The 19,194-nt window shown below is 42.7% G+C and carries 16 protein-coding genes and 1 pseudogene; 9 read left to right on the forward strand and 8 right to left on the reverse strand.

The annotated features are described in order from the left end of the window. Positions 1-183 precede the first annotated feature (183 nt). The 3 genes from J7J00_RS22900 to J7J00_RS22910 all read left to right on the forward strand — a co-directional run bounded on the left by J7J00_RS22900 (position 184) and on the right by J7J00_RS22910 (position 3,798). Positions 184-1,545 carry an MFS transporter gene (locus tag J7J00_RS22900; protein ID WP_214794868.1) on the forward strand — a complete coding sequence of 454 codons (1,362 nt, stop codon included), beginning with the start codon at positions 184-186 and terminating at the stop codon, positions 1,543-1,545. 31 nt (positions 1,546-1,576) lie between these two features. Then, entirely contained in the window at positions 1,577-2,935 is a 1,359-nt protein-coding gene (gene gudD / locus J7J00_RS22905; RefSeq protein WP_214794870.1) for a glucarate dehydratase, read from the forward strand. Positions 2,936-3,096: 161 nt separating this feature from the next. Further along, complete coding sequence (locus J7J00_RS22910) at positions 3,097-3,798, forward strand: FadR/GntR family transcriptional regulator (protein ID WP_061464596.1); 702 nt, start codon at positions 3,097-3,099, stop codon at positions 3,796-3,798. Between the two features lie 159 nt (positions 3,799-3,957). Here the strand turns inward: J7J00_RS22910 and J7J00_RS22915 are convergent, their stop codons facing one another. Both J7J00_RS22915 and J7J00_RS22920 read right to left on the reverse strand, forming a co-directional pair. Next, complete coding sequence (locus tag J7J00_RS22915; protein ID WP_214794872.1) at positions 3,958-4,194, reverse strand: hypothetical protein; 237 nt, start codon at positions 4,192-4,194, stop codon at positions 3,958-3,960. Then, positions 4,179-4,937, reverse strand: coding sequence for an SDR family oxidoreductase (locus J7J00_RS22920; protein WP_214794873.1), 759 nt, complete (start codon positions 4,935-4,937; stop codon positions 4,179-4,181). Before J7J00_RS22920 ends, J7J00_RS22915 begins: the two co-directional genes overlap by 16 nt. Positions 4,938-5,127: 190 nt before the next feature. Here J7J00_RS22920 and J7J00_RS22925 point away from each other — a divergent pair, with 190 nt between their 5' ends. Next, the gene (locus tag J7J00_RS22925; protein ID WP_214794875.1) at positions 5,128-5,745 is read left to right on the forward strand and encodes a TetR/AcrR family transcriptional regulator; all 618 of its coding nucleotides are present in this window, start codon (positions 5,128-5,130) and stop codon (positions 5,743-5,745) included. A gap of 28 nt (positions 5,746-5,773) precedes the next feature. On the opposite strand, the gene J7J00_RS22930 is transcribed toward J7J00_RS22925, so the two are convergent. Further along, positions 5,774-6,466 (reverse strand): alpha/beta fold hydrolase, encoded by a 693-nt coding sequence (locus J7J00_RS22930; protein ID WP_214794878.1) that lies wholly within the window; start codon positions 6,464-6,466, stop codon positions 5,774-5,776. A gap of 177 nt (positions 6,467-6,643) precedes the next feature. After that, entirely contained in the window at positions 6,644-7,546 is a 903-nt protein-coding gene (locus tag J7J00_RS22935; RefSeq protein ID WP_214794880.1) for a LysR family transcriptional regulator, read from the reverse strand. A 121-nt stretch (positions 7,547-7,667) separates the two neighbouring features. Between J7J00_RS22935 and J7J00_RS22940 the strand changes: the two genes are divergently transcribed. Further along, complete coding sequence (locus tag J7J00_RS22940; protein ID WP_214794882.1) at positions 7,668-9,671, forward strand: YhgE/Pip family protein; 2,004 nt, start codon at positions 7,668-7,670, stop codon at positions 9,669-9,671. A gap of 150 nt (positions 9,672-9,821) precedes the next feature. Here J7J00_RS22940 and J7J00_RS22945 read toward each other — a convergent pair whose 3' ends face one another. After that, positions 9,822-11,270, reverse strand: coding sequence for a DHA2 family efflux MFS transporter permease subunit (locus J7J00_RS22945; RefSeq protein ID WP_214794950.1), 1,449 nt, complete (start codon positions 11,268-11,270; stop codon positions 9,822-9,824). Positions 11,271-11,527: 257 nt separating this feature from the next. On the opposite strand from J7J00_RS22945, the gene J7J00_RS22950 reads away from it, so the two are divergent. Together J7J00_RS22950 and J7J00_RS22955 are read left to right on the forward strand one after the other, a co-directional pair. Then, positions 11,528-12,424: a TetR/AcrR family transcriptional regulator gene (locus J7J00_RS22950; protein WP_214794884.1), complete on the forward strand. Its 897-nt coding sequence runs from the start codon at positions 11,528-11,530 to the stop codon at positions 12,422-12,424. Positions 12,425-12,571: 147 nt separating this feature from the next. Further along, a complete protein-coding gene (locus J7J00_RS22955; protein WP_214794886.1) occupies positions 12,572-14,245 on the forward strand; it encodes a ribonuclease J in 1,674 nt (557 codons plus the stop codon). 56 nt (positions 14,246-14,301) lie between these two features. Here the strand turns inward: J7J00_RS22955 and J7J00_RS22960 are convergent, their stop codons facing one another. From J7J00_RS22960 to J7J00_RS22970, 3 genes and pseudogenes are all read right to left on the reverse strand, one after another. Next, positions 14,302-15,720: an amino acid permease gene (locus J7J00_RS22960; RefSeq protein WP_214794888.1), complete on the reverse strand. Its 1,419-nt coding sequence runs from the start codon at positions 15,718-15,720 to the stop codon at positions 14,302-14,304. A gap of 180 nt (positions 15,721-15,900) precedes the next feature. Continuing rightward, positions 15,901-16,360, reverse strand: a pseudogene (locus tag J7J00_RS22965) (LysE family transporter). A gap of 129 nt (positions 16,361-16,489) precedes the next feature. Next, positions 16,490-17,722, reverse strand: a complete 1,233-nt coding sequence (locus tag J7J00_RS22970) for an MFS transporter (RefSeq protein ID WP_286201527.1) — start codon at positions 17,720-17,722, stop codon at positions 16,490-16,492. Between the two features lie 367 nt (positions 17,723-18,089). On the opposite strand from J7J00_RS22970, the gene J7J00_RS22975 reads away from it, so the two are divergent. Both J7J00_RS22975 and J7J00_RS22980 read left to right on the forward strand, forming a co-directional pair. Continuing rightward, a complete protein-coding gene (locus J7J00_RS22975; RefSeq protein WP_214794890.1) occupies positions 18,090-18,716 on the forward strand; it encodes a LysE family transporter in 627 nt (208 codons plus the stop codon). 133 nt (positions 18,717-18,849) lie between these two features. Then, positions 18,850-19,194 (forward strand): hypothetical protein (locus J7J00_RS22980; protein WP_214794892.1); only part of this gene is annotated, 345 nt, incomplete at its 3' end.

Here is a 19,194-nt window from a genome sequence, read left to right on the forward strand (position 1 = left end):
ACGATAATTAAGGTGCTAAAAATGAAAAACGATTTATTAAAAAAAAGCCATTGACAAACAATTTTATTTGTCTTACCATTGGACAAAACTAAATATTAAGAATTTTCACGAAGGGAGAAGCGGCAACATTGTAAGCGGTATCAACTGAAAAATATAATTAAATACGTTTAAGGAAGTGAGTATATGAACGCTGAAGAAAAAGTTTTTCAAGCATCTCCTAAACTGCCAAATGCCCAGAAAAAAACACGGACACGATGGTTCATTGTCTTCATGCTCTTTTTGGTTACTGCTCTGAATTATGCAGATCGTGCGACGCTATCAATCGCAGGTACGGACATGTCTGGTCAGCTTGGTCTCGATTCAGTCATGATGGGCTATGTTTTCTCCGCTTTTGCATGGTCTTACGTAGCTGGTCAAATTCCGGGTGGATGGCTTTTGGACCGCTTTGGTTCAAAAAGAGTTTACTTTTGGAGTATCACGCTATGGTCTACCTTTACGCTTTTACAAGGATTTATCGGATTTCTCGATTCTGCCGGAACGGCTGTCATAATATTGTTCGGACTGCGTTTTTTAGTTGGATTGGCAGAGGCTCCTTCCTTCCCGGCCAACAGCCGCATCGTTGCTACCTGGTTCCCAAGCCATGAACGCGGAACCGCGGCTGCCACTTTCAATTCAGCCCAGTATTTTGCAACCGTTCTCTTTGCACCGATCATGGGTTACATTACGTATAAATTTGGTTGGGAATACGTCTTCTTCTTTATGGGCGCCTTGGGAATCATCGTCGCTTTCTTCTGGCTGAAAACGATATATGGCCCAAAGGAACATCCGCGCATCAACAAAGCTGAGCTTGAATATATCGAAGCAGGCGGCGCTTTGATCAATATGGATCAAACCACTACAAATAAGGAGGAAAAGAAAGGCGTCAACTGGAATAATATTAAGCAGCTTTTATCAAACCGTATGCTGTTAGGTGTTTATCTCGGACAATATTGCATTACAACGTTAACGTACTTTTTCCTTACATGGTTTCCTGTGTACCTTGTACAAGAAAGAGGCATGACCATTCTTGAAGTTGGACTCGTCGCTTCCCTTCCAGCCATTTGTGGATTTTTTGGCGGCATTCTCGGAGGGACATTCTCGGATTTCTTGTTACGGAAGGGATTCTCATTGACTGTCGCCCGAAAATTGCCAATTGTTGTTGGGATGCTTCTATCGATGAGCTTGGTAGCTGCAAACTATGTAGATACGGAATGGGTGGTTATATTCGTTATGGCCCTAGCATTTTTCGGTAAAGGATTTGGGGCACTCGGCTGGGCGGTAGTGGCCGATACCTCACCAAAGGAAATGTCCGGTGTCAGTGGCGGGCTTTTCAATACATTCGGTAACATTGCAGGCATTACAACACCGATTATCATCGGATACATCATTGCCACGACAGGATCATTTAATGGTGCGCTAGTCTTCGTATGTGCCAATGCTCTTGTCGCGATTTGCAGCTATTTATTCCTTGTTGGTGAAATTAAACGTGTAGAGTTAAAATCATAGTTAACTAAATATTCTGGTAGGGGGAAAAATTATGAACAATCAAATGCTAAAGGATCATGTAAAAATCGGCACACCGGTAATTTCAGAAATGAGCGTTATTCCAGTTGCAGGCCATGACGGCATGCTGCTGAACTTGAGCGGTGCCCATGCTCCTTATTTCACCCGGAACATTGTCATTCTGAAAGATAATGCGGGTAATACTGGTGTAGGTGAAGTTCCTGGAGGCGAAAAAATTCGCCAAACACTCGAAGATGCCAAACAATTGGTTGTCGGCCAGTCCATTGGGACATACAACAACATTCTGAATACCATCCGTAAGCAGTTTGCGGACCGGGATGCGGGAGGCCGCGGCCTTCAGACGTTCGATCTCCGTATAGCCATCCATGCCGTGACAGCATTGGAAGCGGCACTTCTAGATTTAGTCGGCCAATATTTAGGTGTTCCAGTTGCAGCCCTTCTCGGCGAAGGACAGCAGCGTGATAAGGTGGAAATGCTGGGCTACTTATTTTATATAGGTGACCGCAATAAAACGGATCTTGGTTATTTAAGCGAGCCTGAAGCGGCAGATGACTGGATTCGCCTCCGTCATGAGGAAGCGCTCACACCTGAATCGATTGTCCGCTTGGCAGAAGCCGCCCACTCTCGCTATGGATTCAATGATTTTAAACTGAAAGGCGGAGTTTTGCGCGGGGAAGAAGAAATCGAAGCGGTGACGGCACTTGCGGAACGCTTCCCTGAAGCCAGGATTACCCTTGACCCAAATGGCGGCTGGCTGCTTAAGGATGCGATTGAACTTTGCCGGGATCAACATCATGTTTTAGCCTATGCGGAAGATCCATGCGGAGCGGAAAATGGTTTTTCCGCCCGGGAAATCATGACGGAATTCAGGCGCGCAACGGGCCTTCCTACCGCTACTAATATGATTGCAACGGACTGGAGGCAAATGGGGCACTCAATTCAACTACAATCCGTGGACATCCCTCTTGCCGATCCGCATTTTTGGACGATGCAAGGCTCCGTCCGTGTCGCTCAAATGTGCAACGACTGGGGATTGACATGGGGATCACACTCGAATAATCACTTCGACATTTCGCTTGCCATGTTTACACACGTTGCTGCAGCCGCACCAGGAAAAGTCACTGCGATCGATACCCACTGGATTTGGCAGGATGGGCAGCGTTTGACGAAAGAACCTTTTAAAATTGTCGGCGGAATGGTCGATGTCCCTTCCAAGCCCGGACTTGGAATTGAAGTGGATATGGAACAAATCGAGAAGGCACATCAGCTTTATAAACAAAAAGGACTTGGTGCCCGTGATGATTCAATGGCGATGCAATACCTGATTTCCGGATGGGAGTTCAATCCAAAATCACCTTGCCTTGTCAGATGATTTTTTCCAACAATGCGTGCGTCTCTCTCTTTAGAGCGGCGCATTTTACTTTTTTTGGGGTATAGAGCTTCTCTTCCTCACATGCAAATAAGTGTATTATATTATATAATTAGTCTTACAGTATAAATACATATTGGGTTTAACAGAAAAGGGGTTACACAATGGAAGAATCGTCAAAGAAATTAGGCGTACAATCGGTACATCGCAACACTCTTTCACAACAAGTCGTGGATCAAATCGTGCATCTGCTCGTCACCGGACAAATGAAAGCGGGCGACAAACTGCCTCCTGAAATGGAACTTATGAAAGAACTTGAAGTAAGCCGACCTGTTTTACGGGAGGCACTCAGTGCACTTGATACACTAGGAGTCATTACACGGAAAACACGTGAAGGAACCTTTTTTAACGATAAAATCGGTACACATCCATTCTCTGTCATGCTGGCGCTGGCTACGAATAATTTACCAGCGATCATCGAAGCACGAATGGCATTGGAGTTGGGACTGGTAACAATGGCTGCCGAGAAAATCACAGACGAACAGCTGGAGAAACTGCAAGTTACGATTGACACGATTGCCAATAGTGAAGACAACGATTATGGAGAGGCCGATAAAGAATTCCACAAGATCATTGCTTTAAGTGCGAACAATCCCATTATTGAAGGCATGATTGATTCCTTATTGATTACCCATAATAAAATAAATAGCCTGATACAATTCAGGGAACGGGAACTGACTGTAAAGTATCATAAAGCCATCTATGCTGCACTTGCAGCGCATGATCCACATGAAGCATTCAGTCAAATGTACAAGCACCTTGATTACGTCCGTCAGAAAGTCCTTCAATATTCTCACGCAAATTAATATATCGTTTGTGTGGAAGATGGAAGTAATCGCAGCGAACTAATGGATCACTCAATGATCTAATTTCATAGGGAAAGTGGATTTTTCAGGGAACCTATTTTGCTTCCAAGATTTCAGAGTTCAACTTATCTTTTAAATCCAATTGATAGCATAATTTTTTTAAAACCAACTGGATAGTAGTTTAACTATCCAGCCCCCGCTTATCCACTTTCGATTGAAATGAAAATGTTCCCCGATGAAGGCGAAACCTTCCTCTTGCAAATTGTTGGCTGACCAAAATCCCCATCCAAAGCTCCACTCAAAAAAAATGCATCCCTGCTTACTAGCAGGAATGCATGTATCAGTCCCAAGTTCTGACCATCCTCTTTTTAATTTACTGCTTAATATGCACTCCAACCAGCATCTGCCGTGATGACAGTACCATTAACAAAACTGGAATCGTCAGAAGCAAGGAACAAAGCCACTTTAGCGATTTCCTCAGGTTTGCCATTGCGTGGATTGATGGCCATACCCAATTGTTGGCGAGAGATGCCGAACTCATTGATATTCGTCATGCTGGAACCGATATTAGTTTCAACTCCGCCTGGTGCTATTGCATTGCAGCGAATTCCTTTATTGGCATACATGAAGCCCGTGTTTTTTGTGAACCCGACCACTGCGTGCTTAGAGGCAGTGTATGCTGCGCCTGCTCGAGCACCGTACAAACCGCCAGCTGAAGCAATATTGATGATGACCCCTTTTTGTTTTTCTAAAAAGATCGGCAATACCTTTCTAGTCGAACGCATGACGCTTGTCGTGTTAATGGCAAAAATCCGATCCCATCTAGAATCTTCAATGTCTCCAGCAGGTTCCATGCCATCCATGATGCCCGCGTTATTCACCAAAATATCCACCGTACCATACGTACTGACCGTGGTATCAATCAAATGTTGAATATCTTCCTCCACCGCTACGTTCGTTTTAATGGCAAAGGCCATTCCGCCATTCGCTTTTATTTCTTCTACCGTCTCGTTCGCACCATCAAGATTTAAATCCGATACGACGACTTTAGCCCCTTCTCTAGCATAATCTATAGCAATTTGTTTCCCCATGCCAGATGCTGCGCCTGTCACTACTGCAACTTTGTCTTGTAATTTCATTTGAACTCCCCCATTCATTCTAGTGAAGTGATACTTATTGTACAGATGTTCATTAACTAACTTCCTTTATAGTATAATTAGTTTCAATAGGCTTATACAATCAGCAAATGATGACCTCGATGTTGAACAATGAACAGAAAGTGTTCATTATGTTCATTAAAAGGACAATAACGAACAAAGGGTGAAGAAAATGTCTAATAATAACACTGGGATTGATAGGAGGATCAGGAAATCCAAACTGGCCTTGAAGGATTCTCTCATATCATTAATGCAACACAAGGATTTCAGGGAAATATCGATTACTGACATTGTAGAACGCGCCGACCTTAATAGGGGCACATTTTATAAACACTATCAGTACAAAGAGGAACTGCTTGAAGAGGTCATGGAGGATGTAATTGCCGATTTGATCATATCTTACCGGGAACCTTATAAAAACGTTGAAACTTTCACCATCAATGAACTAACGGCTTCAGTGATCAAAATATTTGAACATGTAGCTAATTATGCAAACATTTATACCCTCATCCTAAAGTCGAATGCATGGCCTACATTACTGGAAAGGATTTGTAATGAATTAAAGAAACTTCCATTGGAAGACCTAGAAGATTACCGGCCGAACCCTAAGATCAATACAGAACTTGCCTCCAGTTACCAAGCATATGCGATATTAGGCATGATCATCGAATGGGTCAACACCGGCTTTACATACAGCGCTGACTATATGGCTGAGCAGTTACTGGAAATCATTAATAATAAATCGATAAATGCCGTCTATAAAATAAACCATACATTTAAGCAGGAATAAGAGGGCTGCAGTCGGCAACCCTCCTATCTCACCCTTTAGAAAGAAAACTTGTTACGGCAGCCAAGAAAGCTGATAAATTATCTTCATGCACAAAGTGTCCTGCATCCTCTATCGTCACCAATTCGCAATTCGGAATAAGCTCGGAAACTTCCTGCAATTTATTTTGGGGTATATGGCTCGACCCGCCCCCTATAACAAGCGTCGGCATCATAATATCGGTAAGACGTGCCCACCATTCGGGATCGGGTTCATTAAGCTGCTGTAGAATCGAGGGCACAACCTGCCAATCAAACGGCAGAGGGCCAGAAGGTTGGGAAGGAACCTCAACTGGTTCATCCGAGAAAGGTGGAGGCGTATCTTCGACAATCAACCTATCTATCCTCGAAGGAAAAGTTTGCGAGAAAAGATAGGAAACTGTTCCCCCCATGGAATGCCCTATTAGCGAAAATCTTTCCAAATTCAGCGCATCCGCAAATTGAAGCAAATCATCGCACATCAATTCGAAAGTGTATGTATTAGTTTTCGCACTCCCACCGTGTCCCCGTTGATCTAAAGCTAATACACGATAATTTTCTCCTAATGCGGCAGCCACTTGATCCCATGACTCTGCACTTTTACCCAGCGCGTGAAGAACAACAAGCGGCGGTGCAGAAACATCACCGCTCTCCCGGTATTGAAACGTGTGTCCATTCAACTCAATTTGATTAACCCGTATTTCCATCTCCATTCATCTCCTAGGATCGGAATTGGTCATTTTTAACCCGATCTATTTAAGAAAAACCTCCTAAAATACTATGTTCACGATAATTAAATTATACTTTTTATGCCTTCACCCATTAATTCGTCCTAACGGCGATTCATTCCTGTCTTCATCCGATTATTTCGACCTTCACCACATTTATTCATCCTTTGGTCTGGCGGAGTTGGCGGCAGCGAAATAATCCATGACAAATAACCTAAATTGCTTGGCTACTGGGGTGAAGTAGCGTTTTTCTGACCAGCCGAGCCCTATTGTTCTTTGACAAGCAGGTTCGGTTATCCGGATTTTATGGGATAATGACCCGGTTTGATGGAGCCATGTCAATTCGGATACGAAGGCGACTCCCAACCCTTTCCTGACAAGGTCCGAGATGACAGCAGGTTCATCTCCTTCAAATGAGATGTGCTGGACGAATCCCGCTTCGAGGCAAAATTGGTCGGTGAGGCTGCGGAACCCGAAGCCTGTGTTCATGCTGATGAATGGTTCATCTTTCACTTCTTGGAGTGTAATGCTTTCCCTGCCTGCCAGCCGGTGATTGGGAGGCACGATCAAGTATATTTCTTCGGTGATCAGCGGTTCCCACTTTAAGTCTGGGCCTTCAATCGGAACGGATGATATGCAATAATCAATTTCTCCTTCTATTAGAAGCTGCTTCATGGATGATATGGATTTTAGGAATTGTTGAAAACGGACATCCGGGTATTGAGATAAAAATGTACCCAATAAATCAGGCAGGACCCTCGGAATGGTGACGGCCAAGGTGATGTTCTTTTGGTCTTGTTCTGTTAATTCGACTATTTCGCGCCTCCCTTCATTCAGTTCCGCAAAAGCGCGTTCAACACGTTTCAAGAAAATTCTTCCGGCTGCATTGAGCTTGATTTTCCGGTGTTCCCTATCGAACAGCGTGACTCCCAAATCCTCTTCAAGCCGGGATATGGTTTTACTGAGGGATGGCTGAGCAATCTGAAGTTGTTCCGCAGCCTTCGTCATATGTTCCAGCCGTGCTACGGTTTGAAAGTACTGCAGCTGTAATATTTCCATTTTTCCACTCTTTTCACATAGATTTAAATCTATTATTACATAATCAATTATGTATTATACAGTATCTAAAAAAGCCATTATGATGAAATAATCTCTTAGTTAGAAAGGGCAGGCTCAAATAATGAAAGGTTTACAACTTGTATTTCAAGATATAAAAGCAATGTGGAAACATAAACACGGGAGAATCGCCTTGATCTTCCTTTTGGTCGTTCCATTGATTTACTCAGGTTTCTTCTTGGCAGGATATTGGAACCCTTATGGGAAGTTGGATCAGCTTCCTGTAGCAGTGGTCAATCTCGATAATGGTTCGGAAATGGACGATAAGCCAGTCGAGGCTGGAGATGATTTCGTTGAACAATTGAAAAAGCAGAAAGAATTGGATTTTCACTTTGTCACGGCAAAGGAGGCAAATACGGGTCTTAAGGAAGGTACCTATTATATGGTTGTCACGATTCCGGAAGATTTTTCGGAAAATGTCACGACTTTAATGGATAAAAAACCGGAAACGGCTAAACTTTTGTATACTGTCAATCCAGGTAAGAACTTCGTTGCCTCACAGATCAGCTCTACTGCTGTTGAAAAAATGACGGCAAAAATCAACGCAAGCATTACGAAGGTCTATTCTGAAGGCATCCTTTCGAAATTCCAGGACGTTTCTAACGGCTTGGCGGATGCCGGGGATGGAGCAGAAACGCTTCATCAAGGAACGGCGGATGCGAAAAGCGGCAGTGAGAAATTGAATGATGGCATCCAGGATTTGAATGATGGCGCCCAAAAGCTGCAAACAGGAAGCAACAAGCTCTTGGATGGACAAGAAGCCTTAGCGGATGGTGCGAATGGATTAACATCAGGTTCCCGGAACTTGCATTCTGGCATGAAGCAGCTATCTGATGCACATGACTCATTGGAAAATGGAATGAATGAAGTAAGTAAGGGTGTTGAGAACTGGTCAGCCGGAAATGCAAAATTGATGCAAGGGCAAGAACAGGCTGCCGATACAGCGAATACTCTAAAAAAACAATTGGATGCCTATATGAAAAGTCATCCTGATGCAATAAAGGACCAAGACTTCAAGCAAATCGTTGCACTATCAGAAGGGTTATCCGAAGCAGCCACCACTTTACATGCCGGTCAAAAGCAATTGGGCGAAGGTGCTGTCAGAGTGGCTGATGGACAAGAAACCGTTCAAACCGGGATGAATGCTTTTGGTGATAAAATGGCACAAGCTACCTCGGGTGCCAAGCAATTAAACGAGGGTTCTGAAGAAATGGCGAATGGATTATTTCAATGGAAAAATGGTTTCTCCACTTTACATGCCGGAATCGATTCGCTAGCCGGCGGAAGCAGCCAGCTAGTCAGTGGATCGACGGAACTTCAAGACGGACTGGCTTCACTGGAAACGGGTTCAAACAAATTATCCACCAAGCTTAATGAAGCTGCCGATAAAACGGCCAGTCTTCAGTACGACGATTCGACAACTTCGATGTTCTCTGAACCCGTACAATTGGTCCAATCCAATTTATCTGAAGTACCTAACTACGGAACCGGGATTGCTCCTTATTTTCTGTCATTGGCCTTTTATGTAGGCGGCATCATGGCTTCCAATATTCTCCCGCTTGGCCGCAGGCAGAATCTTAAGGTTACCGGAACCGTTCATTTCACGAATAAATTAATGCTGGTATATGTAATCGGCTTGATACAGGCACTTCTAGTGGATGCAGTCGTCCTTCTTGGTTTCCATTTACACGTTGCAAGTGTCCCTGTATTCATTCTATCAAGCATCATCGTTTCATTTACCTTCATGACATTCATTCTTATGTTGGTGACCGTATTCGGAGTGGTCGGCAAATTTGCAGCCGTGACCCTTCTCGTGTTCCAATTGGCGACCTGCGGCGGAACATTCCCAGGCGAACTGGGCATGTCATTATTGACGAAAATCGGTCAATTTTTACCTATGGCCCACTCATTAAAGGAACTTCAAGAGGTCATCTCATTAGGCGGCTGGGAAAGCTTGCAAACGCAGATCTGGATCTTACTTGCCTATCTCGTTTCTGCAGCGATCATTGGCTGGATAGCCAGTCATATCCAGCATGCAAAAGTAACTTCAGAGGAAGTGACATCTTGATCTAAAAAAGCGCAGTGCATATAGCACTGCGCTTTTTTTATATACAAGTGAAAATCACCGGGTAAACAATTAAAGTCGGCTAAACTTAAAAGAAAAAGCCCTATGCTGCCTGAACTATTCAGGTGGCATAGGGCTTTTTTATTGTTTCATTTAAGCGGTTTGATCTTTTTTCATAGCTGGTTTTTCTTCAGCCGGCCATGCGCGCTTAATGAATAATGTCAGAATCAGTGCCACAGCAGCAATGAAGGTGGATACAAAGAAGGAGAAGTTAATTCCATCGAGCATCGCCTGCATCCCGATTTGGGCCTGCATTTGTTCCATCATCTCAGCAGTGGGCTGGCTTGTTAATTTGCTCATTGCTTTGGTCATTAAATCCTCACCGGAAGAAGCGGCATGGTTTGACATGACCGTAACAAGCAATGCTGTACCGATTGCGCCTGAAATCTGGTTCAGCGTGTTATTCATGGCTGTACCATGCGGGTTCATACGGGCTGGCAGCGAGTTCAATCCATTTGTCATGATCGGCATCATGGCCATGGACAAACCGAATAAACGGACGGAATACAGAATCACAATATGTGTATAAGAAGTATCCATTGATAATTTACTGAAGAAATACGTCGTCACCACAGTAATAAGCAAACCGGTTGAAGCAAGTATGCGCGCACCGAATTTATCGAAGAGCTTACCGGTAATCGGTGACATTAAGGCCATCAATAGTGCACCGGGCAGCATCAATAATCCTGAATCGAATGGTGAAATGCCACGGACCGTTTGTGTATACATCGGCATTAAGATCATCGCCGAGAACATGGCCATATTCAACACGATTGAAATCGTTGCAGATAAGGCGAACATCGGATGTTTGAAGATCTTGAATTCAAGCATTGGCGTTTCCATTTTCAGCTGGCGTGTAATGAAAAGGATCAGGGAAATGGCACCGACAATCAATGTTCCATATACCCAAGGGCTATCCCAACCTTTGCTGCCTGCAGAGCTGAATCCGTAAAGCAGGCCGCCAAAGCCCAAGCTAGATAGGATGACCGATAATTTATCGATTTTAATATCGACTTTTTCCTTTTTGTCTTTAAGTTTAAAGAAGCCGAGAATAAGCACTAGTAAAGCAAGCGGAGTGATGAAGTGGAATAGCATTCTCCAATCATAATGTTCGATGATCCAGCCTGAAAGCGTCGGCCCGATTGCAGGGGCAAACATCATGACTAAACCGAATAATCCCATTGCCGAGCCCCGTTTTTCAACAGGGAAAGCAGTTAAAAGCACGTTCATTAATAACGGCATCATAATGGCAGAACCTGCAGCCTGAACCATACGTGCGCTCAATAATAGCGGGAAAGTATGCGCTACACCGGCAACGATCGTCCCGATTGAGAATAGGAGCATGGCTGTCAGGAACAGATTACGTACCGAATATTTTCTTATTAAGAAGGCTGTTGTCGGAATCATGATTCCGTTCATAAGCATATAGCCCGTTGTCAGCCATTGAACTGTGGAAGTCTCGATTCCCAGGTCTGTTTTGATTGATGGCAGTGCAATATTTAAAAGGGTTGAATTCAGTATCGCTATAAACGCCCCGACCATCAGTATGGCCAAAATGCCATACGAACCCTTTTTTTCATTTGTTTGTGCAGTACTCACTTTTTATCTATTCCTCCATTCAAACTATTGGTTCATTTAATTAGACGAGCGGTATATTCCAAACTCACAAAATCAATAATATACCCCCAGTTCATTTTTTGCAATAAAAATTTACTGGTTTAAATAAGGGTTTGTGCTGTGATGAAAAATAGAGTACGATTACATTTATACAAGCAGTATAATGAAAATAAGGTGATATGATGAATAATCGAAGGCAGAATGTCATCGATACGGCTCATAAGCTGTTTATTGACAAGGGCTACCAAGCCACGTCCATCCAGGACATTTTAGATGGCAGCGGTATATCAAAAGGTACATTTTATAATTATTTCCCTTCGAAGGGTGAATTATTTATAGCCATTTTCCGTTCCTTCTATACAAAGATTCGCCATGACCGGGAAAAACTGTTGATTGGTCAAGATTCCGCCGATATTGAAATTTTCACCCAGCAGCTCGAACTGCAGATGATGGTGAACAAGCAAAGCAAATTGCTTATCCTGATCGAAGAAGTCCGTGTTTCCAACGATGAAGAATTAAAACAATTCATCAATAACACGCTATTGTTGAGCTTACGCTGGATGTATAATCGTTTTATCGATATATTCGGGGAAAGCAAAAAACCCTATCTTTTAGATAGCGTCATTATCTTTCATTCGATGATGACCCACATGAATCATTTTAGCTATCGGGCCAATCCCGCCGGTACACCGGACATACAAATTATCCGCTATTGCATGAACCGCATTGTCCGCTTAGTCAATGAAGTGGCTGAAAGCGGGGAACAGATCATTGATCCGGAACTAATGGATACGTGGTTCCCAAACTTTACAAACAACCTTGATCCTTGCCATAATGATTTGCTTCAATCCACCACTGAATTGAAAAAAGCGATAAACAAATCTTTGCCTTGCGATGAAAATCGAACAAGAGCCATTGAATTAATCGACTTTATCCAAGATGAGCTGATGCAGTCCGACAAACCGCGAAAATTCTTGGTAGAAAGTTTGCTGCTCACTTTGAAGACTGGATATGCATCACAGGTCCAAGCAAACATTGAGACTTTTGAAGAAAGCATCCATTCTTGCTTGAGCCGATGAAGATTTGGAGATACACGCACCTACCGAAAACGGTAGGTGTTTTTTTATGGCTTTTTGAATTTGCCCTGTTTTTAAGAAAAGAGTTGGTTTTATAAAAGGGACCTAAGGAAACACTATCCTTATCATCATAAAGGGAGGTCTATCTACTTGAGTGTGAAAAAGAATGCTTTGTCCATACTGGCTCTGGGCGGAGTGAATGAAATCGGTAAAAACATGTACGTGGTTCAATATTCTAACGATATCGTCATTATTGACTGTGGTGCAAAGTTTCCTGATGAAAGTTTATTAGGAGTCGATTTGATCATTCCTGATATTTCCTTTCTTCAGGAGAATAAGGAGAAGATCCGTGCTTTAATTGTGACTCATGGGCATGAAGATCATATTGGCGGGATCCCTTATTTCTTGAAAAAATTGAATGTACCCATTTATGCCACACGTTTAACACTTGGTTTGATTGAATTGAAGTTAAAAGAACATAACCTATTGGCTGATACGGAATTAATCCAGATCGATTCGGATTCAAGGTTGGAATTTGGAGAGATGGTTCTGGACTTTTTCAAAACGAATCACAGTATACCCGATTGCCTTGGAGTCACCATGCATACGCCAGAAGGCACGGTCGTTCATACAGGGGACTTTAAGTTTGACTTGACTCCCATGAATGATCAGTATCCCGATATTCATAAAATGGCCAAAATCGGGAGTGAAGGTGTACTGGTTTTATTATCTGAAAGCACGAACGCTGAACGCCCCGGCTCAAGCCCCTCGGAGCATCTGGTTGGCAGCCATATTGAAGAAGCCTTCATGCAGGCAAAACAGAAAGTCATTCTTTCGACCTTCGCTTCAAATGTCAATCGCGTTCAACAAGTTGTGAACGCTGCACAGAAGACAAACCGGAAACTTGCCCTGATTGGACGAAGCATGGTGAACGTCGTATCCGTTGCCATTGAACGCGGCTACCTCCAGGTTCCTGAGGGGATGCTTATCCAACCACAAGAAGTGGATAATTATGCTCCTGAAAGGGTCGCGGTTTTATGTACAGGAAGTCAAGGAGAGCCATTTGCTGCCCTTTCCCGCCTTTCCAGTTCGAATTATCGGGATATGAGTATATTGCCTGATGATACAGTGATTCTTGCCTCCACTCCAATACCCGGAAATGAACGGGATGTTTCACGTATCATCGACAACCTGTTTCAACTTGGTGCCAAAGTCATTTACGGTTCTGGGACTGTAACGGGCATGCATGTTTCCGGACATGCCTATCAGGAAGAGTTGAAGCTCATGCTTACCCTGATGAAACCTAAGTATTTCATACCGATTCACGGTGAGTATCGGATGTTGCACCAGCATCGATTGCTAGCTGAGTCTGTCGGGGTGGAGAAGGACCATACTTTCATTATCAATAACGGCGATGTGGTGGATATTGAAAACTCCGTCGCACGTCAAACGAGAAAGGTGGCTGCAGGCAATACCTTTGTTGATGGAGTTGGCGTTGGTGATGTTGGAGAAATTGTTCTGCGGGACCGTAAGCAGCTTTCCGAAGATGGAATGCTCGTGATCGTCATAACACTAAGCAAGACGGAAAGAAAAATAGTATCAGGACCCGATACCATTTCCCGGGGATTTGTTTATGTTCAAAATTCCGAGGACCTCCTTAGACATGTGAACCGTCTTGTCACGAAATCGGTCAACGACTTACAAAATGAAAAAATATACCGGTGGAACGTCATTAAGCAAACCATAAAGAAGGAAATTGGGCAATATCTCTTTACTCAAACTAAGAAAAAACCAATGATCCTTCCGATCATCATTGAGGTTTAGCGCCAAATCGAAAGCACACAAAAAGGAACTCGACTTCGTATAGTCGAGTTCCTTTTTCAATCAAGTTCTGATTTACTCGCTTTTGCGGCCATCGCCTTGTTCTTATTCCAAACCTTGAACTTCATGAAAACAGCGGCAAGACCGATGATCACGATGAATAAAAGGCTGATGAAAAACCCTGGACGTATCTCTTTTTCAAGCAGGGTGCCACTTACGGCGGCCAAAATTAAAAGAAGTCCGAAGACGGCCGTAATCTTACTCCAAATCTTATTTTCCAAGATTTTGAAAGAAGAGAGAATGATGAATGCCCAGTTATACAAAAGTAATATTCCAGCTGATGTTGTAATGTATTCATAAATCTTGCCTGGCAGGAGCAAGGCAGTGATGATTGATCCTAAAAGTCCCAAGGCTCCAAGACCGAGTGAGGGCAGTGGAAGGTCCTTGAATTTCTTGATCTTTTGCATGAATAATGCGGGTGCATTCCCATCATCGGAGAGCGTTACCAATAGATTGGTAACACCAAATAGTGAAGCCGTCATCGTCGAGAAACCGGCAATGATGATCGCACCATTAAAAACGTGCGGGAAAAATGTCAGGTGATAACTGTCCAATGCCGAAACGAATGGACTTTCTTTTTCACTGAATGCTCCTAATGAAATCATGGTTACGGCTAACCCCAATGAAACCACATATATGATGGTAAGAACCAAGAGCATGATCGTCCCTGCCTTTGGCGCATCTTCCTTCTTTTTAAGCTGCATCGCCATCAGTCCAATGACCTCGATGCCGCCAAACGCATAAAAAGCATAGATAAGGGATGTCCAAAACCCTTTTAGCCCTTTTGGAAATAATTCATTGAACTTATTCGGAAATGAGGGCGGTTTCCCTCCATCAAGACCAAACCAGCCGAAAACCGCACATATTGCAATAATGATAAACATAACGATGGCTGCCGTCTTAATTATCGCAAGTATGTTTTCCACTCTGTCGAACCCTTTTGTTCCCAGCAATACCACCACGATCGAAACAATTGCAAAACCGGATGCAAATAGCCACAGCGGTACTTTCGGGAACCAAAATTGAGATAATAGCGAAAGCGCAGTAAGCTGGCTTCCCATGATCAATATATTGGAGGACCAATAATTCCAGCCACAGCTAAAGCCAGCCCATCGTCCAAATGCTTTATTGGCATAATAACAAAAAGAGCCTTCTTGGGGATCGGCAGCCGTCATCTTAGCAAGCAGATTATAAACGATGTATGTGCCTAGTGCAGCCAATACAAATGAAAAAACAATGGATGGCCCCGTCGTTTTAATCCCTATGGACGAACCGAGGAAATAACCAGTCCCGATCGTACAGCCTACACCGACCAATGATAGCTGCCACCATTTCATATCGCCTTGTTGTTCACCAGATGCTTTGGAATTTTGAGCAGCCTTCCCTTTCGCTGAACTGCAATTGGCTTTTGTAGTCATAACAATCCCCCCTTCCATCATTCATAGTGTTGATAATGCCACAATGAATTATGCAAGGAAGAAGTTTACCAAATGATAAATCAAATACCCGAATAAGAATTGAAGTGATATGTAATGTGCTTAAGCATTATGATACGATGGCAGAAATGCCTTGATATGCAAAATAACACCAAAGCCGATCTAAGATAATCCAGAGATGATCGAAATGGCCATTAAACTTTTTTCATTTAAAAACCTGCAAAATCCATTCGTTAATGCAGCCACAAAAAAATCCCAGCAGGTAAGACCTAGAGAAATCATCCCGCTATAAATGAAAAGTTGGGAGGTCCCATAGCTTGAAGCCGTTTTAGCTAAAACAGATCCATTTAATAGTATTGTATTACTCGTAAAACACTTTCGACCCCAGAATAAATAAGCAAAAATCCGCCAAAAAGCCATAGAAAGATCTGGACGAGCGGATACCCACATACACTTAAATCATGAACAAGGCATCTGCAATCATCGACCCTGCCCCAACGATCCAGGCATGCCAAAACCTGTTCTTGATTCCTTTATCAATACGAGCGGAATTCACAGGACCGATCGGTGCTGCAAGGGTTAGTCCTAAGAAAAAGTAACTCAGCAGTAAATGTACACTCAAAAGCCTCACTCCTTCGAGCTAGTTCATGACTTGCAATGTGACACCCCCCCGCCTATAACCTCAAAAAAATACAAACAAAAAAAGCCGTGGGAAAGCCCGGCTTTTTCGGGGAACTTCTATTGAATCCTATTAGGCAGCAGCTTCTTTTTTGTCTGAACTAATGAATTTCAAAACAATCAAGACGATGCCTATGCCTATGATCCCTGTAATGATATAGCTCAAATTGAGATGATTTTTCATGACAAGGGACATGACCGGAGGGCCTGCCGCAACTCCGATAAACCTGGATGACATGTAGAAGGAGGTTATCGTCCCCCGCTGTTCCTTTTTTATATTTTGAGTGATGATTGCGTCGAGTGTCGGCAATAACGCACCTATTGCTATGCCCACCAAGCTCGTTACGAGTAATAAAAGGAAAACTTTGTTTTTAGTAAAACCGACAAATACAAGGCTGATTGAAAGGACAATCATACTAATCATGATGATCTTTTTCATGATTGGTAATTCACCCTTGATTTTTTTCCCGGCAACATAAGAAGACACACAAAGGAAAAATAGCGGGATCGCTATCACTAAACCTTTTTTGACTCCATGCAAATCATGGATTTTTTCCAGATTATCAGACAAAAAGAAAAGAACGCCGAACAAAACCAACATGACAAATACACCAATCAGGAAAACTGTATATAACCATTTTCCTTCCTGCTTGAATATTTTTTTCGTATCATGCCAAAATTCTTTGAATTTCTTCGGATCATCCTCTTCCTTTGGTACTTTTATAAAGAAAAAGACCAAGACAATAGAAATTAAACTGAAGAATGAAATCGAGAAGAATGGTAAAAACCAGATAAATGCAGCAAACAGGGAACCCAATATTGGACTAAGCACTTTCCCAAATGTATTCGAGGTTTCTATGATACCCAGACAAGAACTCGTTTTTTCATCATCATCCTTGTATAAATCCCCCACCAGAGGCAATATGATAGGCGAGGCACCAGACGCCCCAATCCCCTGCAATACCCTCCCGATGATGATCCATGTATAGGGATTTTCCATTTTCCATGAAGCATAACCTGCGACCAAGCCACCAATAAGTGCTAGGATCAGACTTGGCAGGATTACCATCTTCCGTCCGAATCGGTCTGATAAATAACCTGCTATGGGAATTAAAAAAATGGATGCAACGGAATAGCTTGTTATTACCATGCTTGATTGAAATGAAGATATCCCCACCTTATCTTCGAAAATGGGCAAAACCGGGATAAGCATTGAATTTCCAAGTGTCATCACCAATGGAATCGATGCCATACTGATCAGACACCACACGCTTACATCTTTATTTTGCTTCTCATGACCTTCCATACTTACACTCCTCATCCATTATAAAAGCAACTTATTGCATAAAAGGTAAACATTTGTGAAACCAATATGTTTTGCATCATTTTTTAGATGTCTTAAATTATTATGTTATAGCTTTGATGGATTTATTCAGTCGCACTTTTCCCAAAATTACCCCTTTTGACCTTTAAAAACCATTCTGTTGAATGGGTTTCCCGCTTTCGTCTTTATAAAGGAATAATATTCCTTTTTCACAATTGCCACGACTAGGTAAGCGCTAACCGGACCATGATTCATCATGTCACTCAAAAAGGACTAAAAAGGTGGTACAAGTCCAATTGATTGAATACACTCAAATAAGCGAAGATGTATTAAACGATGAGGTGATGAATTGGGTGTTTTTTTCAGCTATGTATTATTAGGTTTGTCACTGGCGGCTCCTATCGGTCCCATAAACGCTGCTCAATTGGACAAAGGAATCAAGAAGGGTTTTTGGCATGCCTGGATTTTTGGCTGGGGTGCCATTTTAGCGGATTTTGTTTTTATAGCCCTCGTCTTTTTCGGTGTCGTCCACTTTTTGGACAACACCTTCATGAAGACATTTTTATGGCTTTTTGGATTTTTCGTCCTGACCTATACCGGAATCGAAAGTCTGCTAAGTGCAGGTAAGATTGAAGTGAATGCACAAAAAGCGAAAGATTCCCTTTTTTCTTCATTCCTGACAGGATTCATCATGTCCCTTTCGAATCCTTTATCCATTTTGTTTTGGCTGGGGATTTATGGATCCATTCTCGCAAACTCCGCTTCAAAATATGATATGGATCATTTACTTTTTTACAGTTCAGGGATCCTTGTCGGCCTCTTAACCTGGGATTTCGCAATGGCTATCATCGCAAGCACCTTCAGACGCTTTTTATCCAAACCCATTCTAATGGGCATCTCGATCGTTTCGGGTATTTCCCTTATAGGGATTGGCATTTACTTTGCCATCCAAGCAGCCAAGGTTTTATTTACATAAGCATTTACTCGTGAGTTCGTATTAAATAGGTAAAATAGGCCGCCTATTTTATTGTCCTTCTTTGTCCATGCCGGACACTTATCCATCTTTGTTCATAGCCTGAAAGGGTAAACACAAAGGGAGGATTTCTTCAATGTATAATCAAGGTTATTACTCTTATAATGTTCCATACTATACTGCTCCATATTATTACGATAATTCTTATGCTAATTTGCCTTATTATGATGACAGACTGCCAGTACAAACACTGGTTCCAGTAGCCACTATTCAGAGCCATTTAAACGCAGGCCGACAAGGTCATTGTTTCAGAGGTTTTTGGGGTAACACCCAGCACTCCTTTATTTTAATGGGGATAAATAATGCCACTGGTATGGTACAGATACTCGAGGGTGGCATTCCAAATGAGGTTCATCATACAGATATAGTTGGATTACAATACCTAGGATTAACCTGCCCTGGCGGCGGCCAAGGTGGCGGT

It is taken from the genome of Bacillus sp. ISL-4 (genome assembly GCF_018613275.1).
Classification (GTDB): Bacteria; Bacillota; Bacilli; order Bacillales; family DSM-1321; genus Peribacillus; species Peribacillus simplex_E.

Bases quoted from the DNA above. Each gene is read 5' to 3' on its own strand.
- J7J00_RS22900 (WP_214794868.1), top strand. From the start codon at position 184: ATGAACGCTGAAGAAAAAGTTTTTCAAGCATCTCCTAAACTGCCAAAT.
- J7J00_RS22950 (WP_214794884.1), top strand. From the start codon at position 11,528: ATGAATAATCGAAGGCAGAATGTCATCGATACGGCTCATAAGCTGTTT.
- gudD (WP_214794870.1), top strand. From the start codon at position 1,577: ATGAACAATCAAATGCTAAAGGATCATGTAAAAATCGGCACACCGGTA.
- J7J00_RS22910 (WP_061464596.1), top strand. From the start codon at position 3,097: ATGGAAGAATCGTCAAAGAAATTAGGCGTACAATCGGTACATCGCAAC.
- J7J00_RS22960 (WP_214794888.1), bottom strand. From the start codon at position 15,720: ATGACTACAAAAGCCAATTGCAGTTCAGCGAAAGGGAAGGCTGCTCAA.
- J7J00_RS22940 (WP_214794882.1), top strand. From the start codon at position 7,668: ATGAAAGGTTTACAACTTGTATTTCAAGATATAAAAGCAATGTGGAAA.
- J7J00_RS22930 (WP_214794878.1), bottom strand. From the start codon at position 6,466: ATGGAAATACGGGTTAATCAAATTGAGTTGAATGGACACACGTTTCAA.
- J7J00_RS22935 (WP_214794880.1), bottom strand. From the start codon at position 7,546: ATGGAAATATTACAGCTGCAGTACTTTCAAACCGTAGCACGGCTGGAA.
- J7J00_RS22925 (WP_214794875.1), top strand. From the start codon at position 5,128: ATGTCTAATAATAACACTGGGATTGATAGGAGGATCAGGAAATCCAAA.
- J7J00_RS22945 (WP_214794950.1), bottom strand. From the start codon at position 11,270: ATGGTCGGGGCGTTTATAGCGATACTGAATTCAACCCTTTTAAATATT.
- J7J00_RS22970 (WP_286201527.1), bottom strand. From the start codon at position 17,722: ATGGAAGGTCATGAGAAGCAAAATAAAGATGTAAGCGTGTGGTGTCTG.
- J7J00_RS22920 (WP_214794873.1), bottom strand. From the start codon at position 4,937: ATGAAATTACAAGACAAAGTTGCAGTAGTGACAGGCGCAGCATCTGGC.